Genomic DNA, 19,733 nt, shown 5'->3' on the forward strand with positions numbered 1-19,733 from the left:
CCCTGTATGGCATCGCTGATTTGCGGCTCGCTCGCGTTTGACTCCATCATGAGTTTTGAAGGTCGATTTGCTGAGCAAATCTTGCCTGACCAATTGCACATCTTGAACGTGTCGTTCTTGGTGCCTGCTTTGCGTCGTGACTTTGGTGGCTGCGCTGGCAACATTGCCTACAGCTTGAAAATTTTGGGCGGCACGCCCGTGCCCATGGCCACTTTGGGCACCGATGCGGCAGATTATTTGCAGCGCCTCAACACCTTGGGTATCTCGACAGAGTATGTGCGCCAAGTCGAAGGCAGCTACACAGCGCAAGCGATGATCATGACCGACCGTGACAACAACCAAATCACGGCCTTTCACCCCGGCGCGATGATGCAAGCGCATATCACCAAGATTGAAAAACGCGCCGACATCAAGTTGGCCATCATTTCGCCCGATGGTCGCGATGCCATGATTCAACATGCTGAGCAGCTCAAAGCCGCAGACATTCCATTTGTGTTCGATCCAGGTCAAGGCCTGCCCATGTTTGATGGCGCTGACCTGATGCGCTTCATCGATCAAGCGACTTGGGTGACCGTGAACGATTACGAAGGCAAGATGCTGAGCGATCGCACAGGCTTGAGCCATGCTGACATTTCACGCCGCGTGAAGGGCTTGATCGTCACTTTGGGTGCCGAAGGCTGCGAAGTGTGGATTGACGGCGAGAAGACCCTTGTGCCGCCTGTCAAAGCAGCGGCGGTGGTTGATCCCACAGGTTGTGGCGACGCATGGCGTGGTGCGCTGTTGTTTGGTTTGGAACAAGGTTGGTCCTTGGTCAAGTGCGCTGCTTTGGGCAACCAAGTGGGGGCGCTCAAAATTGCGCAGCGTGGTCCACAAAACTACAACGTCGATGGTTTGGTGATCGCCTAAAAGAGTGCGACCTCTCTTGACTAGACCAAAGCTGACCAATCGGCTTTGACACAAGCAGCTGCGCTCACCCGCAGCTGTTTTCGTTTGGATGTCAGTCCGCGTACCAATTCAACATCTCGCTTGGCGATACCCAAAGCATCTGCCAGCCATGCTTGAAGTGCCAAGTTGGCTTTACCGTCGACGGGTGGCGCATGCAACCGCACACGCAGAGCGCCATCGTGCTCGCCATCAGCCTGTGTGCGTGAGGCGTTGGGAATGACATGGATATCTACGATGACAGCACCTGTTTTTTCTAGGCGCAGGTAAGTGTTTTGGGGAAGCAACATGGCTCACAAGAGAAAAGAAAAAGCCCGAGGCCTTGCGGCGTCGGGCTTGAGCTACGGTAAACCGTTGCCTTGATCAGTGAAGATTAAGGCTTGCTAGCTGTTGGGAAAGGCCAAGCAGCTTGCGGGTTCAACGTGGTCTGTGCGCGGGCAGCGGGTGCTTTCGCAGCTTTCTTTGCAGCAGGCTTTTTAGCGGCTTTTTTAGCAGCAGGCTTTTTGGCAGCAGGCTTTTTAGCAGCGGCTTTCTTAGCGGCTACTTTTTTGGCTGCTGGCTTCTTAGCTGCGGCTTTTTTAGCAGCAGGCTTTTTGGCCGCTACTTTTTTAGCAGCTGGCTTCTTAGCTGCAACTTTTTTGGCTGCTGGCTTTTTGGCGGCTACTTTTTTAGCAGCTGGCTTCTTGGCCGCTACTTTTTTGGCCGCTGGCTTTTTAGCTGCAACTTTTTTAGCAGCTGGCTTCTTAGCCGCTACTTTTTTAGCTGCTGGCTTTTTAGCCGCGACTTTCTTTGCTGCTGGCTTTTTGGCCGCGACAGCTTTCTTTGCAGGGGCCTTTTTAGCGGCCGGTTTTTTTGCAGTTGCCATTTTCTGTTCTCCTAGATCGAATTTAGATCATTGGGTGAAAAACACTTCGCACTGGTTTTTGTGTGCAAAGCGATTCATGGCGCTGGACCCGGGTCCAACCCCATGAACAGGGTGCGTCCACCACCACACCTCGATGGGTGTTTGTGGGTGTGGTGGACAAGTTCGTAGACATGTATGTGTTTAAGCCATCAATCCCAAGACAGAGCACCACCAGATTGGTACTCGATGACGCGGGTTTCAAAGAAGTTACGTTCTTTCTTGAGGTCGATCATCTCGCTCATCCAAGGGAACGGGTTCTCTTCGTTGGGGAACAGGGCTTCTAAACCGATTTGCGTCGCGCGGCGGTTGGCGATGTAGCGCAAGTAGCCTTTGAACATGGAGGCATTCAAGCCCAGCACGCCACGTGGCATGGTGTCTTCGGCATAGCGGTACTCGAGCTCGACAGCTTGCATGAACAAAGCGTTGATTTCTTCCTTGAACTCAGCGGTCCACAGCTGTGGGTTTTCGAGTTTGATCTGGTTGATCAAGTCGATGCCAAAGTTGCAATGCATGGACTCGTCGCGCAAGATGTATTGGTACTGCTCAGCAGCGCCCGTCATTTTGTTTTGACGGCCCAAGGCCAAAATTTGGGTAAAGCCCACGTAGAAGAACAGGCCTTCCATCAAGCAAGCGAACACGATCAACGACTTCAAGAGTGTTTGGTCAGTTTGCAGTGTGCCTGTGTGAAAGTTGGGGTTCATGATCGCTTCGATGAAGGGAATCAAGAACTCGTCTTTGTCACGGATGGATTTAACTTCGTGGTACGCGTTGAAAATTTCGCTTTCGTCCAAGCCCAAAGACTCGACGATGTACTGGTAGGCGTGTGTGTGAATCGCTTCCTCAAACGCTTGGCGCAACAAGAATTGGCGGCACTCAGGCGCGGTGATGTGGCGGTAAGTGCCCAACACGATGTTGTTGGCAGCCAACGAGTCGGCGGTCACGAAGAAGCCGAGGTTGCGCATGATCAAACGGCGCTCGTCGTCAGTCAGACCGTTGGGGTCTTTCCACAAAGCGATGTCGCGTGTCATGTTCACTTCTTGCGGCATCCAATGGTTGGCGCAAGTGGCGAGGTATTTTTCCCACGCCCATTTGTATTTGAAAGGCACCAACTGGTTGACGTCGGTTTGGCCGTTGATGATGCGCTTGTCAGCAGCCGTCACGCGACGTGTGCTGGTAGCTGCAGCCGTAGGAGCGGCAGCGGGTGTGGCTTGCGCAGGTGTAGACAAAGGCACTGTTGCGCCGTCATTCAAAGTGCGTGTTGCCGCAACAGGCTGCATGGCAGGTGTCGCAGAAAGAGGTGGGAGGTCCATCGAGCGGTGAGGTAATCCGCTTGCAAGAGGTGATGGCGATGAGGGCTTGACTTCTTCGTCCCAGGTCAACATATATATTTATCCAATGTGTGAATTATGAATGCAACGAAGGCAAACGCAAAGCATTCGTGAACTTCGTTGCTAGTTTTTGTTGTATCACTGACACGATTCGCAGGTGGGGTCATCCACACCGCAGAATTTGATGTCGGTAGCGGGGATGGCATTCATCTGCGCTTGCGCTGCAGCCGCGGCTGCTTCGAGTGCGCTCATGCCACCTGCTGCTGGGCCCGAAGACACAGCGTTGTGCGAGCCAGCTTGCACGGTTGATTTCTCAACTTGTTGTGCGCTGGAGGTGCGGAGGTAGTAGGTGGTCTTTAAGCCACGCAACCAAGCGAGCTTGTAAGTCTCATCCAGCTTCTTGCCTGATGCGCCTGCCATGTAGATATTGAGCGATTGCGCTTGGTCAATCCACTTTTGGCGACGTGATGCAGCTTCGACCAACCAAGTGGGTTCCACTTCAAACGCAGTGGCGTACAAGGCTTTGATCTCTTGTGGCACGCGATCGATGGGGCGCAGTGAACCGTCGAAGTGTTTCAGGTCCATGACCATCACGTCGTCCCACAAACCAAGGCGCTTCAAGTCATGCACCAAGTAGTGGTTGATGATGGTGAACTCGCCAGACAAGTTGGACTTGACGGACAAATTACCAAAGCATGGTTCGATCGATGCGTCTACACCAATGATGTTGGAGATGGTGGCTGTTGGCGCGATGGCTACGCAATTGGAGTTGCGCATGCCGTCTTTGGCAATCTTGGTGCGCAGGGCGTCCCAATCCATGGTCTTGCTGCGGTCAACTTCAAGGTAGCCGCCGCGTGCTTGCGACAACATGTCGAGTGAGTCAATCGGCAAGATGCCTTTGTCCCACAGCGAGCCCTTATAGCTGGCGTATTGGCCGCGTTCTTTGGCCAACTCGGAAGATGCCCAGTAAGCGTAGTAGCAAACGGCTTCCATGGATCGGTCAGCAAACTCAACTGCGGCTTGTGATGCGTAAGGCACGCGCATTTCGTACAAGCTGTCTTGGAAGGCCATGATGCCCATGCCCACAGGACGGTGGCGCAGGTTGGAGTCACGTGCTTTTTTGACGGCGTAGTAGTTGATGTCGATCACGTTGTCGAGCATGCGCATAGCCACTTTGATGGTGCGCTTGAGTTTCTCGTGGTCGAGTTCTTTGCCGTTGGGGCCGTCTTTCAAATGCTGAGACAGGTTGACGGAGCCCAAGTTACACACCGCAGTTTCAGTGTCGCTGGTGTTGAGTGTGATTTCGGTACACAAGTTGGACGAGTGCACCACGCCCACGTGTTGCTGGGGTGAGCGCACGTTGCAGGGGTCTTTGAATGTGATCCATGGGTGACCTGTTTCAAACAACATGGTGAGCATCTTGCGCCACATGTCGGTGGCTTGCACGGTTTTGCTGGGCTTGATTTCGCCGCGCTTGGCTTTGGCTTCGTAGGCCACGTAAGCAGCTTCGAAGGGGGCGCCGAACAGGTCGTGCAAATCAGGTACATCAGAGGGAGAGAACAAGGTCCACTCGCCTTTTTCCATGACGCGACGCATGAACAAGTCTGGAATCCAGTTGGCCGTGTTCATGTCGTGGGTGCGACGGCGGTCGTCACCGGTGTTCTTGCGCAACTCGAGGAATTCCTCGATGTCCAAGTGCCAGGTTTCGAGGTAAGTACACACAGCGCCTTTGCGCTTGCCGCCTTGGTTCACCGCCACGGCGGTGTCGTTGACGACTTTCAAGAATGGCACCACACCTTGTGATTCGCCGTTGGTGCCCTTGATGTGGCTGCCCAAAGCGCGAACGCGCGTCCAGTCGTTGCCCAGGCCGCCTGCAAATTTAGACAACAAGGCGTTTTCTTTGATCAGCTCATAGATGCCGTCCAAGTGGTCAGGCACGGTGGACAAGTAGCAGCTCGAGAGCTGTGAACGCAACGTGCCGCTGTTGAACAGGGTGGGCGTGCTTGACATGAAGTCGAACGATGACAGCACTTCGTAGAACTCAATGGCGCGGGCTTCGCGGTCCACTTCGTTGAGCGACAGGCCCATGGCCACGCGCATGAAGAAGGCTTGTGGCAGTTCGATGCGGTTCTTGCGCACGTGCAAGAAGTAGCGGTCATACAGGGTTTGCAGGCCGAGGTAATCAAATTGCAAATCACGGCTGGCTTTGAGTGCTGCGCCCAAGCGTGGCAAGTCAAACTGCAACATGGCTGGGTCGAGCAACTCGTTGTCCACGCCTTTTTGGATGAACTGTGGGAAGTACTCCGCGTAGTGCTGGCCCATGTCGGCGTGCAGCACTTCTTTGCCCAGCACTTCTTTGGCGATGGTGTGCATCAACAAACGCGCAGTGGCATAGGTGTAGTCGGGGTCTTTTTCGATCAGCGTACGCGTGGCCAAAATAGCGGCTTTGTACACTTCGTCCATAGGCACACCGTCATAGAGGTTGCGCATGGTTTCAGCCATGATCGGGTCAGGTTTGACGTCAGCGCCTAAGCCAGCGCATGAATCGTTGATCAAACGCTTGAGGTTGTTCATGTCCAAGGCCACGCGCTGGCCGTTGTCGATCACGTGCAACACAGGTGCAGCAGGCGCTTGTTCTTCTTTGATATGGGCGCGTTCTTGGTTGCGACCTTCGCGGTACAGCACGTAAGCACGAGCGATTTCGTGGTGGCCACCGCGCATCAAGCCCAATTCCACTTGGTCTTGCACGTCTTCAATGTGGAAGGTGCCGCCGCCTGGACGTGAGCGCATCAGTGCGCGCACCACGGCTTGGGTCAGGGCTTCGACCGTCTCGCGAACGCTGGCGGATGCAGCGCCTTGTGTGCCGTGGACAGCCAAAAATGCCTTCATCATGGCCACAGCAATCTTGGCGGGTTCGAAGGGAACCACGGCGCCGTTGCGACGGATGATTTGGTAGTGCGCCAACAGGGTGGGGGCGTCTGTGGCAACACGGTCGTGTGCGATAGAGGCGTGGCCCATAGATGTTGTGTGCACAGCGGTTTCTGCGGTTTGCATGTTTTTCTTCCTTGTGAGCAGTTCAATCGTGCGTAGAAAAAGCGGTGTCATGACCGCTTTTTAAAATCTCAAGGCGACACTATATCTGGTGTTTGGTCGGATGCCAACACACTACAGGTAGTGTTTTGGTAGGAAATGCTTACATTTCAAATTCCATCAAATGAAGTGCTTTGCGTGCACGATTTTTGACACCTGCTTGAGCTCAGTATTGGTGGGGAATTGAATTGGAAATCTAGTGTTGACGCCGCATTCCAAGTCGTTTGGGTCGCTGATGCGCATGGCGTCTGAAACTGAAATTGAAATGCACAAACTCTGTGCGAAATAACTTTTTTTGCTAAATGATGAAAAATTAATTCTTCAAAGGAAAACTTGCGTCAGACCAGCCCAAAGATTGCTGTAAAAGTGGCCAATCAAACCCTGCGCCTGGGTCTTGTTTGCGCGTCGGTGCCACATGTTCGTGGCCTGCCATGTGGTGCAGCTTGTAATGTTGTGCGATGGCTGCGCTCACGCTGCTGAGTGTTTCGTATTGGGAGGCTTCAAAGTTGTGACCTTCTAAGCCTTCGAGTTCAATACCAATTGAAAAATCGTTGCAGTTGTCGCGTCCTTGGAAGCTAGAGCGCCCAGCGTGCCAAGCACGGTCGTCGCAGCTGACAAACTGAATCAGTGCGCCATCGCGGCGAATCACAAAGTGCGCCGACACCTCTGCCCCACGAATTTGCTGAAAGTAGGGGTGAGCATCCCAATCAAGCGTGTTGGTGAACAGCGCCTCTATTTCGGGGCCGCCATACTGACCGGGTGGCAGGCTGATGGAGTGCACGACCACCAAGTCAATTGAGGTGTTCTCTGGGCGAGGCCCAAAGTTGGGGGAGGGTGTGTGCTTGGCAAAGCGGTACCAACCCTCGTGCCACAAGGTGTTCATGGGCTCAGCCTTCATGGCGATCGCGGTGGCCGGCGCTGCAATACATGCCTTTTCCGCCACGCACTGCATCGCCTTCTGGTACATGAGTGCCGCAGTGTGCACAGGGCACCATCACTTGTGGACCTGGCTTTTGGGTCGTTGCTTGATCGGGCTTTCGCTGCTGGCGAATCCACCAGATACCGCCTAAGACGATCAGCAGCAGCACCAGGTACTTCATGCCACGCGCCCCAACACCACTTCCAACACAAAGCGTGAGCCCGCATACCCCAGCAGCAGCAAGCCTGCGCCGATGTAAAGCACACGCACTGCTTTGCGGCCGCGCCAGCCAAAGCGGCTTCGGCCTACCAACAGCACAGCAAAGGTCAGCCACGACAGCAGCGAGAACACGGTTTTGTGGTCCCAGCGCCAAGCGGCTTGGTCGCCATACAAGCTGTCGCCAAACAGCCAGCCTGCGCCCAAGGTGGCTGTAAGCAATACAAAACCAGCAAAGACAAAGCGAAAGGTCAGGCGCTCGAGCGTGAGCAAAGGCAAGCCCACATGGGTATCAGCCCCTAGGCGCATATTTTTTTCGGCACGCGTCATCAGCCACGCATGAAACACCGCGGCGGCAAACAAACCATAAGAAGCCACGCCAAGTGCCAAATGCAGCGGCAGCAGGGGCGAGGTTTGTGTGTGCAGCGCCGTACCGGGGAAAGCTGCCGCCAACAACACGACGGCCGCGCCCACGATCGACAACGTCCAGCGCGTGCGTAGCTCTGGAAACCAGTGCTGTTCCAGCACGTAAAACGTGAGCATCAGCCAAGTCGTGACTGACAGCGCGGGCGCAAAGCCAAAGCGCAATCCACCGTCTTGTGGCGCAAAAAGGGCAAACACAAGGCCCAAACCGTGCAGCGCCCAAGGCACGCTCAACAGGCGGTGGCCCATGCTGAGCGCCACGCGCGGGCCGATGAGTGCCGTCAAAGCGTATGCAGCTGCCGTGGGCAGCGAGAGCCAAAGGTTGAGCGGGATGTCGCTGGCTAAAATCATGGCAACAGTTTAGCGTTTCGCTACACACGCAAAAACCAGCCCTTTTAAGGGGTTTATATGGCCTCAGCCCTTACCGACAAACTTTCGCGCCTTGTCAAACACATCAGCGGACAGGCCCGCATCACCGAAAGCAACGTGGCCGACATGTTGCGCGAGGTGCGCATGGCCTTGCTCGAAGCCGACGTGGCGCTGCCCGTGGTGCGCGACTTCATTGCACGCGTCAAAGAAAAAGCCCTCGGCCAAGAAGTGGTGGGTTCTTTGCAGCCCGGCCAAGCCTTGGTGGCCATCGTCAACCAAGAGTTGGCCGCCACCATGGGCGAGGGTGTGAGCGACTTGAACCTCGCCGCTCAACCCCCCGCCGTGGTTTTGATGGCTGGTTTGCAAGGTGCGGGTAAAACCACCACCACCGCCAAGCTGGCGCGTTGGCTCATCAACCAGCGCAAGAAAAAAGTGCTGACCGTCTCAGGCGACGTCTATCGCCCTGCGGCCATTGAGCAGCTCAAAACTGTCACCGCCCAAGCTGGCGCCGAATGGTTCCCCAGCTCACCCGACCAAAAGCCCGCCGACATCGCCCGCGCTGCGCTCGATTACGCACGTAAACATTACTTCGATGTGTTGCTGGTCGACACCGCGGGGCGCTTGGCCATTGATGAAGCCTTGATGGCTGAGATCAAAGAGTTGCACAGCGTGTTGAACCCGATTGAAACCTTGTTTGTGGTGGACGCCATGCAGGGTCAAGACGCCATCAACACGGCCAAGGCGTTCAGCGATGCGCTGCCCTTGACCGGCATTGTGTTGACCAAGCTCGACGGCGATTCACGCGGCGGCGCGGCGTTGTCGGTGCGCCAAATCACCGGTGCACCCATCAAGTTTGCGGGTACCAGCGAGAAGCTGGACGGCCTAGAGTTGTTCGACGCCAACCGCCACGCTGGCCGCGTGCTGGGCATGGGCGACATCTTGGCCTTGGTCGAGCAGGTCACCGCGGGTGTGGACATGGCGGCGGCGCAAAAGCTGGCCGACAAGGTCAAACGCGGCGACGCCTTTGACTTGAACGACTTTCTTGCGCAAATTCAGCAAATGCGCTCCATGGGCGGCTTGTCCAACATCATGGACAAATTGCCCGCGCAAATGGCTGCCAAGGCGGGTCAGGTCGACATGGACAAAGCCGAGAAAGACATTGGCCGCAAGCAAGGCATCATCCACAGCATGACATCGCTGGAGCGCCGCAAGCCTGATCTCATCAAAGCCACGCGCAAGCGCCGCATTGCCGCAGGTGCTGGCGTGCAAGTGCAAGACGTGAACCGCTTGCTCAAAGAGTTTGAGCAAATGCAAAGCATGATGAAGAAGATGAGCGGCGGCGGCATGATGAAGATGATGAAGAAGCTCGGCGGCATGAAAGGCATGATGGGGGGCGGTGGTGGCTTTCCTGGTATGCGCTGAGCTTCTTGCCATCCAAACAAAAACCCCCTGAGGCCTTGCAGCTTCAGGGGGTTTTTTCATGACGCGGGCTGTTTAGGCAGACTCGCTCACCAACACCTCACCACGCAATGAATGCGGGTTGGCTTCCGTGATCTTCACGTCAATCAGTTGGTTCATCAGGCGCTCAGGGTTGGGACCGCCTTTGAAGTTGACGATGCGGTTGCACTCGGTGCGGGCACGCAGCTCGGTGGCGTCTTTCTTGGCAAAGCCATCGACCAACACGCGTTGCACCGTGCCCACGCGTTGCACGTTGATGTCACGCATGTTGTCTTCGATGATTTTTTGCACCTCTTGCAAGCGGCGCAGTTTCACTTCGTGGGGTGTGTCGTCGTGCAGGTTGGCCGCAGGCGTGCCGGGGCGGGGGCTGAAGATGAAGCTGAACGAGTTGTCAAAGTACACATCGTGCATGAGCTTGATGAGCTTTTGGTGGTCTTCCTCGGTCTCGCCCGGAAAGCCCACGATGAAGTCTGAGCTCATGGCCATGTCGGGGCGAATGGCGCGCAGCTTCTTGATGGTGCTCTTGTATTCCATGGCGGTGTAGCCGCGCTTCATGGCCATCAAGATACGGTCGCTGCCGTGCTGCACGGGCAGGTGCAGGTGGCTCACCAGTTGTGGCACTTTGGCGTAGACATCAATCAAGCGCTGTGTGAACTCGTTGGGATGGCTGGTGGTGTAGCGGATGCGCTCGATACCGGGGATTTCGGCTACGTACTCGATCATCAGCGCAAAATCGGCGATCTCAGACGTGCCGCCCATGGCACCTCGGTAAGCGTTGACGTTTTGGCCCAAGAGCGTGACTTCTTTCACACCCTGCGCGGCCAAACCTGCCACTTCAACCAACACGTCGTCAAACGGGCGGCTCACTTCTTCGCCGCGTGTGTAGGGCACCACGCAATAGCTGCAATATTTGCTGCAGCCTTCCATGATGCTCACATAGGCGCTGCCGCCTTCGACGCGGGCAGGGGGGAGGTGGTCAAACTTTTCAATTTCGGGAAAGCTGATGTCGACTTGCGGCTTGGCCAAGCTTTCGCGTTGGTTGAGCAAATCAGGCAAACGGTGCAGAGTTTGCGGGCCAAACACCACGTCCACATAGGGCGCGCGGGCAATGATGGTGGCGCCTTCTTGGCTGGCCACGCAGCCGCCCACGGCAATTTTGACGCCTTTGGCTTTCAAGTGCTGGATGCGGCCGAGGTCAGAGAACACCTTTTCTTGGGCTTTTTCGCGCACCGAGCAGGTGTTGAAGACGATCAGATCGGCTTGTTCGACATCGTTGGTTTTTTCGTAACCTTGGGCCTCGCCCAGCACGTCCACCATCTTGTCCGAGTCGTACTCGTTCATTTGGCAACCGAAGGTTTTGATAAAGACTTTGCGGCTCATGGCTGAGCCTCCCCGTGGGGATAAAAGCAGCGGTTCATGGTGTTGATCCAGAGGCTGTGGAAGAAGCTGGCCATTGTAATGTTGGCGCGGTGTCGACTTATTCTTTGCACGTTTATTGCTCTTGTCAGTTGCGGCAATAATTTGCCGGTCTCTGTGGCGATTAAAGCTTGTGTCACATCAAGCCGATACCCACTGACTTGCCCGAATAGGAGCGTGCGCTGTGCGTTGCTGTTTGGCTTTATCAAAATGCACCCACTCAAGTGAATGGCCATGAAAAAATATTTACGACTGATCATTGAAATCGTCATGGGCCTGCTGCTCGCAGGCGCTTTGGCGTTTGGCTACTGGAGCTACACCGGTAAAAACCACGTCATGCACGAGCTCACCGATGCGAGCGAAGGCATAACCGAAGCGCAAGAAGAACTCGAAAAGCTGACCAAGGAATTGGAAGAGGCCAAAGAGAAGCTCGAAGAGTCTGAGCCAGCCGCCAAGCAGCTGGAAGCGGTCAAAGAGTCGTTTGCCAATGGCATCGTCTTGCAAGATTACGAAGCTTTCATCAAGGCCCAAAAAGGCCCGGTGACCAGCGAGCGTCAGTTGGGCTTGGGCGCCTTGCGTTTGCTGACCAAGGGCGCAGAAGACCCAGACACCATCAGCGCTTTCCAAAAGGCACTGGAGATGGCCGAGTGGTCGTCACGCGTGAAGTCCATCTGTGCGGCACAAAACGCTTTGGCCGCTGCCGGTCAAAAAGTGAAGGTCTTGGCAGACTGCGCCGCTGAGAAGCCTGAAGCCAAAGGTCACAAAAAAGGGCATGCGGTTCATTGGGACTATGCCGGTGACATGGGTCCAGAAAACTGGGGCGACGAGTTCCCCACCTGTGGCAAAGGCCAAAAGCAATCACCTTTGAACATCACCGGTCCTTTCGAGAAATCGAAAGACGTGTTGGTGGTCAACTACAAAGAAGGCCCGCTGAAAATCTTGAACAACGGCCACACCATCCAAGTCAACGTCGAACCAGGCAGCACTTTGAAGATCAACAAGGATGTGTACACCCTGTTGCAATTCCACTTCCACCGTCCTAGCGAAGAGCAAATTGACGGCAAGCCCATGGCCATGGTGGCGCATTTCGTGCACAAAAACGCCGATGGCAAGCTGGCTGTGTTGGGCGTGTTGTTGAATGACGGCAAAGACAACGCTGCGATCCAAACCCTGTGGAACAACGCCCCCAAAGCCGAAGGCCCCGAGGTGGTGGTCGACAAGGTCAAGTTTGACCCAAGCAGCTTGGTGCCAGCTGCATTGACGCACTACAACTACGAAGGCTCGTTGACCACGCCCCCTTGTACCGAAGGCGTGAACTTCTACATTCTGAAGACACCGGTGGACATTGGTAAAAAGCAAGTGATGGACTTCCCCTTCAAGCGCAACGCACGTCCTGTGCAGCCTTTGAACGGTCGCAAGATCAACGCGAACTGATCGGCTTCACAAGCTAAAAAGCCTGCTCTGTTTAGTCAGGGCAGGCTTTTTTCATGGTGAATCCGTATTTGCGATGCGTTCACTTGAGACCCGATTTAAGAGAGTTTGGGCGGCGGCGAGGGCAGGGTGTACAGCAAAGGCATGGCCACGGCCACCAACAAGAACACCAACACCACAAAGATCAGCATCATCTTGAAGAACTCGGGCGAGTCAGGAAACTTGGTTTTAGGTGGCGGTGCTTGCTCAAGCCTGATGTGGGGCAATGTCAGTCCTGCACCCTTTCCAACCGCTCGCGAGCGAAACACATTCACCACGGGCATGCCATTAGGCTGCGCGCCGCTCAAAGTGACGGCAACTTTCAGTGCCGCCTGCACCTTCAAGTCTGGCGTGGCGAATTGGCCGTGCTCGCAGGCCTCCAGTTCACGCACCTGCGCTTCTGTCAGTCCGCACAAGCGTGCCACGCGTGCATGGTCCAGCTTGCAAATCGCTCGCAGGCGAAGCATGGCTTGTGGATCGATCAGGTTGGCGTTCATAGGCGTGGGTGAAAGGTGTTTCGCTTGGGTGGGTTTTATACGCCCAAGAGCGTATAGACCGGCTTGTTTTTTCTTATGACAATCTTGACGGATTTATCAATTCACTCATCAAAGAATCGGCTCGTCAGCCCAGTGCTTTACCTCAAAGAAAAAACAATGAACAATCCCAACGACATGACCAAAGAAAACAGCATCTTCATCGGTGAAGGTGTGGTGTTCAGTGGCTCTATCAAGGCGCCCAATCAGGCCATCATTTCAGGCAAGTTTGACGGTGAGCTCGAAGCACGCGATGTGCTGATTGGCGCTTCAGGCGTGGTGAACGGAAAAACCACGGCGCAGTTTGTGGACGTCAAAGGCGAGCTGAACGAAACCGTGACCAGCCGCGAGTTGCTCATCGTGCGTGGCACAGGCCGCGTGAACGGCTCTGTGACGTATGGAGAGATTGAGATTGAACGCGGTGGTCAGGTCAAAGGCGACATGATCCAGCGTTAAACCGCATGCGCTGTTAGATCAGCTTGAGGCGCTCGGAGGAGGGCACCACACGCGTCAGGCGAACACCGTAGCGGTCGTTCACCAACACGATTTCGCCTTGAGCCACGACCGAGTTGTTCACCAACAGGTCGAGGGGCTCGCCCGCAATGCGGTCAAGCTCGACCACGCTGCCTTGGGTGAGGCGCATCAAGTCTTTGATCTTGATTTGTGCACGGCCCACTTCGATGGACAAGTTCACAACGATGTTTTGCAACACCTCGGGGTTGATGTTGCCGGGCATGGTGGGCTTGAAATCTTCCAAGCTAGGCTCGTCGTCATCGTGTGCGACAGCCGGTGCCGTAGCAACAGCAGTCACTTCTTCGTGCTCAGCCGGCGCTGCGGCCATCGCTTCAGCGTCGTCGTGTTCTGGGGTTGGGTTTTCTTTTTCGTCGGTCATGATGTGATCCTGTCTCAGGTTTTGCCGTGAACGTGTTCGTGGTCAATTTGTACTGCCACTTGCGAGCCACGTGTGCCCACATTGACGTGGAAGGCGGGCACGCCATCGGTGCTCATGAGGGCGGTGTCGTCCTTCTTGAAGAACAACAAATCGCCTTCTTGCAAATGGTTCAAGTGGTGCAGCGTGGTTTTGATGTCACCCATGGTGACTTGCAACTCCAGCTTCGCGTCGCCCACCGCATCTGCAAGCGCTTTGCGCCATTTCCGGTCGGACTCTTCGTTGCCTTCGCCGCTTTGCACACGGCTGCTGAGCAGTTCGCGCACGGGCTTCAAGGTGGCGTAGGGGTAGACCAAGTCAATAAAGCCTTTGCCGCCACTGGCGGTGGCATCGGCTTCAAAGCGGCTCAAGACCACCAAATCGTTTTCGTCGGCGATTTGTGCGAACTGAGGGTTGATCTCAGAGCTCACATGTTCGCATTCGATGGGCATCAATGGGCCCCACGCTTCGGTCAACGAGCGGAAGAACACCTCAAGAATGATCTTGATGATGCGCGACTCAGTGGGCGTGAACAAACGGCTGGGGGGCAGCTCGCCCACGCCTTTGCCAAAGCCACCAAAGAAGCTGTCCAGCGAACTGAACACCACGTTGGGGTCGATGATGATCACCGAGTTGCCACGCAGCGGGTTCATGCGAATCATGTTGACCGACAACGGGGCGCGCAGGCCTTTGAGGTAGTCGCCAAACTTCAAAATTTGCACGCGTGTGGGGTTCACACGCGGGCTGGTACGCAGAACTTCGAGCAAGCCAAGACGGAACAGTCGGATGAAGCGTTCGTTGATCATGTCGATCGACGAAACGTTCACACCCAGGCTGCTGTCTTCGCTGGCAAGGTCGTGCTTGCGCACCCGCACGCTTGCGTTGAAGCCAGTGTCGGTCTCGATCGAACCGTCGCGCACGCCTTCCGACAGCGCGGCCAGTTCTTCGTCCGAGAGCAGGTTAGATTTCATGGCGGTTCAGAGTTACTGCATCACAAAAGAGGTGAAGAACACGTCTTCAATGCCGCCGAAGTCTTCGTACTTCATGAGCATGTCGTTCATCACCACCTTGATTTTGGCGGCCAGTTCAACGCGGAAGTCTTGCTTGGCCACATCGGCTTCGGTGCTTTGACGCATCACGTCCAAGACGGCCGAGCGAATGGCAAATTCATGCTTTTTCACGTTGTCAAACACGCGTGAGTCGTAGTGCGTCATCACAGCCACTTTCACGACCATGATTTTTTTCGAGCTCGTGATATTGGTCATGAACTCTTTGTCGATTTCCAAGTAAGTGTTCTCAAAGCGCGTGGCTTCGGCTTCCTTCTTGACTTTGGATGGACCGCTAGGTGCTGCGCCGTGCGCATCTTCAGCAGCTTTCTCTAACTCGTCCACTTTTTCGTGGGCGGCTGCTTCGCTCTTGTGCTCGAAGAAACCAGAGAAATACAAGGTGCCGAACATGACGGACATGATCAAGACGATCACGGACAGCACGATCACCAAAATCAAAAGAATCGGTTTCTTTTTCTTCGGTTCGCCTTCGACTTCTTCAGCCGGTGCTTCTACTGCTTCTGTTGCCATTTCGTTCTCCTAGTGTTCAGATTGTCATGCGTAATTTATGCATAGAGGTCAAGCAAGGACGCATTGGCCTTGTTACGTGCAGAGGAAGTACCAGAAGCGCCACCTGTGCCGTTGACTTGCGATGATGAATTGTCTCTAACTTGGGAACGCTTACCTGCGCCCCCCGAGTTGTTCTGTTGGGCATTGCCGCCGCCTTGACCCACGTTGACTTGACCGGCATTAATGCCAAAGTTACCAAGTGCTTCGCGCAAACGTTGGCTGCTGTTTTGCAGCAAGTCGCGGGTGAGTGGGTTGTCGGCACGGAAGACTGCGTCGAGTTTGCCGTCTTTCATTTCAAGTTGAATTTCCACGCCGCCTAAGTTGGAAGGGCGCAGCGCAAACTTCATTTTCCATTCGCCATCGCTGAGCTGCTTGTGCATGCGTGCGGCCATCTCGGTGGCCATCTTGTCGCTGAGTTGGTCATAGACCTCGCTCATGTTGGCAGATGTTGGGCTTGCGTTGGCGGCGGCCGCATTGGCCGCGTTGTTACTGCGGTTCAGGGCTTGGGCAAAGCTGCTGAAGTTGTTGCTGTCACCTTGCGGGCTTTGTTGGTCTGGCTGGCCATCGCTGCCTGCGTCTTCAGAGAAGCGCGACAAGAGGGCGCTCACCTCTTTTTCATCCACGCCCGTGCCCAAGAGCGACAGCATGTCTAGCGTGCTCGGTATGGGCGCATTAGTCGAGGCTGAGTTGACTGGCAGCACAGCAGCAGGCAACACGGTGATTTGCAATTGTTGGATGGCCGCCATGTCAGTGGGTGTCAAGCCAGGCAACGCGGGGGCCGTCAGGGTGGTGGCCGCTGCTGCCAAACCAGCACCTGAAGCGGCAACCGGGGCTTGTGCAGAGGCTGCCATGGCGGCCAGCTGCGTAGTCACCGCTTGGTCAGCATTTGGGGTACTGCCTTGGTTCGCGCCTTGGAGCACGCTGCTCATGGTCGCTTGTAAGGCGTTTGGCGCTATGGGTGGCAAGCCTGCGGTCAGTCCTGTGGCTTGTTCGCTCGCGGCGCTGGCCAACAAGGTAGCCGGTGCAGCGGGTGTGGCGGGTGTTTGTGCCAATAAGTTTTGAATGGCTGACTCGTCCAAGCCCATGGACTTGGCAAAAGCAGCCAAGCTCTCAGGGCTAGGCGCTTGCTTTGGGTCCGTGATGATGTGCATGTGCGGGCTGAGCGCGACGGTTTGCAGCGCAGCTGCATGTGCCAAGTCAACGCCAGCTGTTTCTGGCGTCGCGCCAGCGGTTGTCATGTCAAGGCTCGCATCGGGCGCTGCCACTGGCGCGAGAGGCGTCACAGGTGCGCCTTGCATCAAGCCTGCAAGCAAGGCGTCTACATCTGTGTGCTGCTTTCCTGCTGCGGCAACCTTGCTGCGCTGGTGCGCGTGTTTGGCAGCTTGATCATCTGACACATCGTCAGATCGGTCAGCGTCTGTGCTTGACTCACGGTTGTCGCGGGCTTCACGCATCGGGCGTTCTGAATTAGATCGGTCGTTGCTGTGCCTGTCTTCGACTGGGCGTGAATCTTGTGTGTGTGCCTCGGTTGGCGGCTGCTCGGGCACGTCAGCGGCAAAAGTTTGCCGCTCCTGAGGCACCAAGCGCGCCATCTGCCGTGCCATGACCTGTGCGAAATCAAACCCCAAACTGCCGCCCGCAGACGGGCCAGCACCAGAGCGTGTGCCTTGTGGCACTGTGCTTGGACTGCTATTTGGCACCAGCGGTGCTGGTGGCATTTGGAGGTAACTGGACAGGTTCATGGTGGTCTTTAAACGAGTTTGCCATCGAGTTAAGCAAGAACCGTGACAGGACAGTTCTTGCCGCTAGCAGCAGAGAGGCACATGAGTGTCAGATTGACTTGGCACATCGATTGCTTAATGAACATGCCTCGACAATTTTTTCAAGGCAAAAAGAAACCTAAACGTTCCACTTTCAACTGGATTCCCTCAATGAGCACTCTCACTCTGTCAACGATTCGACACAACTTGTCGAAATTTGACCTCTCCGGACTAAGTATTCCGGTGGTGGTGCTCGTCATCATGGCGATGCTGGTGTTGCCATTGCCCCCGTTGTTGTTGGACTTTTTGTTTACTTTCAACATTCTTTGCAGCTTGGTGGTGATCATGATCGCCATCGGCACACGTAAACCCCTCGAGTTTTCATCCTTCCCCACGGTCTTGTTGTTTGCCACCATGTTGCGCTTGGCGCTGAACGTGGCCTCGACCCGTGTGGTCTTGGTCAGCGGCCACGAAGGCGCACATGCCGCCGGTAAGGTGGTGCAGGCTTTTGGGGAGTTCGTGATCGCAGGTAACTATGTAGTGGGTTTCATCATCTTCGCGATTTTGATGATCATCAACTTTGTGGTGGTGACCAAAGGTGCGGGCCGCGTCTCAGAAGTGAACGCCCGTTTCACCTTGGACGCCATGCCCGGAAAACAAATGTCGATCGACGCTGACTTGAACGCTGGCGTGATTGACCAAGAAACCGCCAAAACCCGCCGCGCTGAGCTGGCCCAAGAATCTGACTTCTTCGGCTCCATGGACGGTGCCTCTAAATTCGTGAGCGGTGACGCCATGGCCGGCTTGTTGATTCTGTTGATCAACTTGATCGGTGGCTTGATCATCGGTGTGGCCCAGCATGACTTGCCAGTGGCTGAAGCCGGCAAGATTTACACCTTGCTCACCATTGGTGACGGTTTGGTGGCTCAAATTCCATCGTTGCTGCTGTCACTGGCCACCGCCATCATCGTGACCCGCGTCACGACCGCTGAATCTATCTCTGAACAGGCTTCTGTTCAGTTGGCCAACCCCACCGCCTTGTTCATCTCGGCTGTGATCTTGATCATCTTGGGCATGGTGCCCGGCATGCCTCACTTGATGTTCATCACCTTGGCCTTGGCATCTGCCGGTTTGGGCTTGATGATCGTGGCCCGTGAAGCGCAAGACGAACAAACCGAGCAAGCCGTCAAAGACGCCGCACCCACCGACGCCCCCAAAGAACTCGACTGGGACGATGTGGACCAAGTCGACCTCATTGGTTTGGAAATTGGCTATGGCCTGATTCCCTTGGTCAACGCCGAAACAGGCGGCGAGCTGATGACACGCGTCAAAGGCGTGCGTAAAAAATTGTCTGCCGAGTTGGGCTTTTTGGTCCAGCCCGTGCGTATCCGTGACGACCTGAACATTGACCCAGACGCTTACAACATCGTGCTCAAAGGCGTGGTGCGTGGCAAGGGTGAAGTCAAAGTGGGTCGCGAACTCGCCATCAACCCCGGCCATGTGTATGGTCAGCTCGAAGGCATTGCCACCCGCGAACCCGCCTTTGGTTTGGAAGCTGTGTGGATTGAACCTTCACAACGCGACCAAGCGCGCACCCTCGGCTACACCGTGGTCGATGCTGCCACCGCTATTTCTACCCACCTCAACAAAGTGTTGCGCGAAAACGCCTCTGATATGTTGAGCCACGACGAAACCCAACAGTTGCTCGACAAACTGGCCGCCAAGTCGCCCAAGATTGTGGAAGACCTCGTGCCCGGCAAGTTGTCACTCGGCATCTTGACCCGCACCTTGCAAAACTTGTTGGCCGAATCTGTGTCTATCCGTGACATGCGCACGATTGCTGAGGCCTTGACCGAAGCCAGCACCCGCACGCAAGACCCAGAACAACTCACCGCCATGGTTCGCCCCAAGCTCGGCCGCATGATCATGCAAAGCCTGATCGACGGCGACAACGGCTTGCAAGTCATGACGCTGGAGCCCTCCTTGGAGCAACTGCTGCACAACGTGTTGCAACAAAGCCAGCCCGGCCAAGCCGTGGTGATGGAGCCCGGACTTTCTGAAAACTTATTTGCCGGTCTGCGCGAAGGCGCGCGCACCGTAGAAGAAATGGGTCACCCCGCTGTGTTGGTGGTGTCTCCTGTGATTCGTGGCTGGCTTTCCAAAGCCGCCCGATTCCGCGTGAACGATTTGACTGTGCTGTCTTACAGCGAAATTCCGGACGATCAGGCCGTCAAAGTGATCCACACCGTGGACGCCAAAGCCCGATAACCCGTAAACCTATAACAAAGACAGAGTGAGCTGACCCTATGGAACTCAAACGCATCCTTGCCCGCGACATCCGCGCTGCCAACGAAAAGGCCG

At 55.5% G+C, this 19,733-nt stretch carries 18 protein-coding genes; 5 read left to right on the plus strand and 13 right to left on the minus strand.

Going from position 1 to position 19,733, the window contains the following annotated elements; translation table 11 throughout:
* The first annotated feature begins 6 nt into the window (after nt 1-6).
* Entirely contained in the window at nt 7-906 is a 900-nt protein-coding gene (locus RMR24_RS12575; RefSeq protein ID WP_310615427.1) for a carbohydrate kinase family protein, read from the plus strand.
* 20 nt (nt 907-926) lie between these two features.
* Here the strand turns inward: RMR24_RS12575 and RMR24_RS12580 are convergent, their stop codons facing one another.
* From RMR24_RS12580 to RMR24_RS12610, 7 genes are all read right to left on the minus strand, one after another.
* Nucleotides 927-1,232 (minus strand): DUF167 domain-containing protein, encoded by a 306-nt coding sequence (locus RMR24_RS12580; protein ID WP_310615428.1) that lies wholly within the window; start codon nt 1,230-1,232, stop codon nt 927-929.
* Nucleotides 1,233-1,315: 83 nt separating this feature from the next.
* On the minus strand, nt 1,316-1,807 hold the full coding sequence (locus RMR24_RS12585; protein WP_310615429.1) for a histone H1-like DNA-binding protein: 492 nt from the start codon (nt 1,805-1,807) through the stop codon (nt 1,316-1,318).
* 188 nt (nt 1,808-1,995) lie between these two features.
* Nucleotides 1,996-3,228, minus strand: a complete 1,233-nt coding sequence (locus RMR24_RS12590) for a ribonucleotide-diphosphate reductase subunit beta (RefSeq protein WP_310615430.1) — start codon at nt 3,226-3,228, stop codon at nt 1,996-1,998.
* 84 nt (nt 3,229-3,312) lie between these two features.
* Nucleotides 3,313-6,228, minus strand: coding sequence for a ribonucleoside-diphosphate reductase subunit alpha (locus RMR24_RS12595; RefSeq protein ID WP_310615431.1), 2,916 nt, complete (start codon nt 6,226-6,228; stop codon nt 3,313-3,315).
* A gap of 349 nt (nt 6,229-6,577) precedes the next feature.
* Nucleotides 6,578-7,147, minus strand: a complete 570-nt coding sequence (ampD, locus tag RMR24_RS12600; protein ID WP_310615432.1) for a 1,6-anhydro-N-acetylmuramyl-L-alanine amidase AmpD — start codon at nt 7,145-7,147, stop codon at nt 6,578-6,580.
* 4 nt (nt 7,148-7,151) lie between these two features.
* Nucleotides 7,152-7,364 carry a PP0621 family protein gene (locus RMR24_RS12605; RefSeq protein ID WP_310615433.1) on the minus strand — a complete coding sequence of 71 codons (213 nt, stop codon included), beginning with the start codon at nt 7,362-7,364 and terminating at the stop codon, nt 7,152-7,154.
* The gene (locus tag RMR24_RS12610) at nt 7,361-8,173 is read right to left on the minus strand and encodes a cytochrome c biogenesis protein CcsA (protein WP_310615434.1); all 813 of its coding nucleotides are present in this window, start codon (nt 8,171-8,173) and stop codon (nt 7,361-7,363) included. Before RMR24_RS12610 ends, RMR24_RS12605 begins: the two co-directional genes overlap by 4 nt.
* A 57-nt stretch (nt 8,174-8,230) precedes the next feature.
* On the opposite strand from RMR24_RS12610, the gene ffh reads away from it, so the two are divergent.
* Nucleotides 8,231-9,613 (plus strand): signal recognition particle protein, encoded by a 1,383-nt coding sequence (ffh, locus tag RMR24_RS12615; protein ID WP_310615435.1) that lies wholly within the window; start codon nt 8,231-8,233, stop codon nt 9,611-9,613.
* Nucleotides 9,614-9,685: 72 nt separating this feature from the next.
* Here ffh and miaB read toward each other — a convergent pair whose 3' ends face one another.
* Nucleotides 9,686-11,029 carry a tRNA (N6-isopentenyl adenosine(37)-C2)-methylthiotransferase MiaB gene (gene miaB, locus RMR24_RS12620; RefSeq protein WP_310615436.1) on the minus strand — a complete coding sequence of 448 codons (1,344 nt, stop codon included), beginning with the start codon at nt 11,027-11,029 and terminating at the stop codon, nt 9,686-9,688.
* Nucleotides 11,030-11,299: 270 nt separating this feature from the next.
* On the opposite strand from miaB, the gene RMR24_RS12625 reads away from it, so the two are divergent.
* Nucleotides 11,300-12,499, plus strand: coding sequence for a carbonic anhydrase family protein (locus tag RMR24_RS12625; RefSeq protein WP_310615437.1), 1,200 nt, complete (start codon nt 11,300-11,302; stop codon nt 12,497-12,499).
* 95 nt (nt 12,500-12,594) lie between these two features.
* Here RMR24_RS12625 and RMR24_RS12630 read toward each other — a convergent pair whose 3' ends face one another.
* The gene (locus RMR24_RS12630; RefSeq protein ID WP_310615438.1) at nt 12,595-13,032 is read right to left on the minus strand and encodes a hypothetical protein; all 438 of its coding nucleotides are present in this window, start codon (nt 13,030-13,032) and stop codon (nt 12,595-12,597) included.
* 156 nt (nt 13,033-13,188) lie between these two features.
* Between RMR24_RS12630 and RMR24_RS12635 the strand changes: the two genes are divergently transcribed.
* Nucleotides 13,189-13,524: a polymer-forming cytoskeletal protein gene (locus tag RMR24_RS12635; protein ID WP_310615439.1), complete on the plus strand. Its 336-nt coding sequence runs from the start codon at nt 13,189-13,191 to the stop codon at nt 13,522-13,524.
* A 13-nt stretch (nt 13,525-13,537) separates the two neighbouring features.
* Here RMR24_RS12635 and fliN read toward each other — a convergent pair whose 3' ends face one another.
* From fliN to RMR24_RS12655, 4 genes are read right to left on the minus strand one after another with little or no spacing between them, the layout of a single operon-like run.
* Nucleotides 13,538-13,960 (minus strand): flagellar motor switch protein FliN, encoded by a 423-nt coding sequence (gene fliN, locus RMR24_RS12640; RefSeq protein WP_310615440.1) that lies wholly within the window; start codon nt 13,958-13,960, stop codon nt 13,538-13,540.
* Nucleotides 13,961-13,974: 14 nt separating this feature from the next.
* On the minus strand, nt 13,975-14,967 hold the full coding sequence (gene fliM, locus RMR24_RS12645) for a flagellar motor switch protein FliM (RefSeq protein WP_310615441.1): 993 nt from the start codon (nt 14,965-14,967) through the stop codon (nt 13,975-13,977).
* 12 nt (nt 14,968-14,979) lie between these two features.
* Nucleotides 14,980-15,573 carry a flagellar basal body-associated FliL family protein gene (fliL, locus tag RMR24_RS12650; protein ID WP_310615442.1) on the minus strand — a complete coding sequence of 198 codons (594 nt, stop codon included), beginning with the start codon at nt 15,571-15,573 and terminating at the stop codon, nt 14,980-14,982.
* A gap of 35 nt (nt 15,574-15,608) precedes the next feature.
* Complete coding sequence (locus RMR24_RS12655) at nt 15,609-17,354, minus strand: flagellar hook-length control protein FliK (RefSeq protein WP_310615443.1); 1,746 nt, start codon at nt 17,352-17,354, stop codon at nt 15,609-15,611.
* 189 nt (nt 17,355-17,543) lie between these two features.
* Here RMR24_RS12655 and flhA point away from each other — a divergent pair, with 189 nt between their 5' ends.
* The gene (flhA, locus tag RMR24_RS12660; protein WP_310615444.1) at nt 17,544-19,640 is read left to right on the plus strand and encodes a flagellar biosynthesis protein FlhA; all 2,097 of its coding nucleotides are present in this window, start codon (nt 17,544-17,546) and stop codon (nt 19,638-19,640) included.
* Nucleotides 19,641-19,733 lie beyond the last annotated feature (93 nt).

This window comes from Limnohabitans sp., from assembly GCF_031539105.1.
Taxonomy (GTDB): domain Bacteria; phylum Pseudomonadota; class Gammaproteobacteria; order Burkholderiales; family Burkholderiaceae_C; genus Limnohabitans.

What these genes read in the sequence shown, in the direction of transcription:
- RMR24_RS12575 (WP_310615427.1), top strand. Translation starts at nt 7, where the DNA reads ATGGCATCGCTGATTTGCGGCTCGCTCGCGTTTGACTCCATCATGAGT.
- RMR24_RS12580 (WP_310615428.1), bottom strand. Translation starts at nt 1,232, where the DNA reads ATGTTGCTTCCCCAAAACACTTACCTGCGCCTAGAAAAAACAGGTGCT.
- RMR24_RS12585 (WP_310615429.1), bottom strand. Translation starts at nt 1,807, where the DNA reads ATGGCAACTGCAAAAAAACCGGCCGCTAAAAAGGCCCCTGCAAAGAAA.
- RMR24_RS12590 (WP_310615430.1), bottom strand. Translation starts at nt 3,228, where the DNA reads ATGTTGACCTGGGACGAAGAAGTCAAGCCCTCATCGCCATCACCTCTT.
- RMR24_RS12595 (WP_310615431.1), bottom strand. Translation starts at nt 6,228, where the DNA reads ATGCAAACCGCAGAAACCGCTGTGCACACAACATCTATGGGCCACGCC.
- ampD (WP_310615432.1), bottom strand. Translation starts at nt 7,147, where the DNA reads ATGAACACCTTGTGGCACGAGGGTTGGTACCGCTTTGCCAAGCACACA.
- RMR24_RS12605 (WP_310615433.1), bottom strand. Translation starts at nt 7,364, where the DNA reads ATGAAGTACCTGGTGCTGCTGCTGATCGTCTTAGGCGGTATCTGGTGG.
- RMR24_RS12610 (WP_310615434.1), bottom strand. Translation starts at nt 8,173, where the DNA reads ATGATTTTAGCCAGCGACATCCCGCTCAACCTTTGGCTCTCGCTGCCC.
- ffh (WP_310615435.1), top strand. Translation starts at nt 8,231, where the DNA reads ATGGCCTCAGCCCTTACCGACAAACTTTCGCGCCTTGTCAAACACATC.
- miaB (WP_310615436.1), bottom strand. Translation starts at nt 11,029, where the DNA reads ATGAGCCGCAAAGTCTTTATCAAAACCTTCGGTTGCCAAATGAACGAG.
- RMR24_RS12625 (WP_310615437.1), top strand. Translation starts at nt 11,300, where the DNA reads ATGAAAAAATATTTACGACTGATCATTGAAATCGTCATGGGCCTGCTG.
- RMR24_RS12630 (WP_310615438.1), bottom strand. Translation starts at nt 13,032, where the DNA reads ATGAACGCCAACCTGATCGATCCACAAGCCATGCTTCGCCTGCGAGCG.
- RMR24_RS12635 (WP_310615439.1), top strand. Translation starts at nt 13,189, where the DNA reads ATGAACAATCCCAACGACATGACCAAAGAAAACAGCATCTTCATCGGT.
- fliN (WP_310615440.1), bottom strand. Translation starts at nt 13,960, where the DNA reads ATGACCGACGAAAAAGAAAACCCAACCCCAGAACACGACGACGCTGAA.
- fliM (WP_310615441.1), bottom strand. Translation starts at nt 14,967, where the DNA reads ATGAAATCTAACCTGCTCTCGGACGAAGAACTGGCCGCGCTGTCGGAA.
- fliL (WP_310615442.1), bottom strand. Translation starts at nt 15,573, where the DNA reads ATGGCAACAGAAGCAGTAGAAGCACCGGCTGAAGAAGTCGAAGGCGAA.
- RMR24_RS12655 (WP_310615443.1), bottom strand. Translation starts at nt 17,354, where the DNA reads ATGAACCTGTCCAGTTACCTCCAAATGCCACCAGCACCGCTGGTGCCA.
- flhA (WP_310615444.1), top strand. Translation starts at nt 17,544, where the DNA reads ATGAGCACTCTCACTCTGTCAACGATTCGACACAACTTGTCGAAATTT.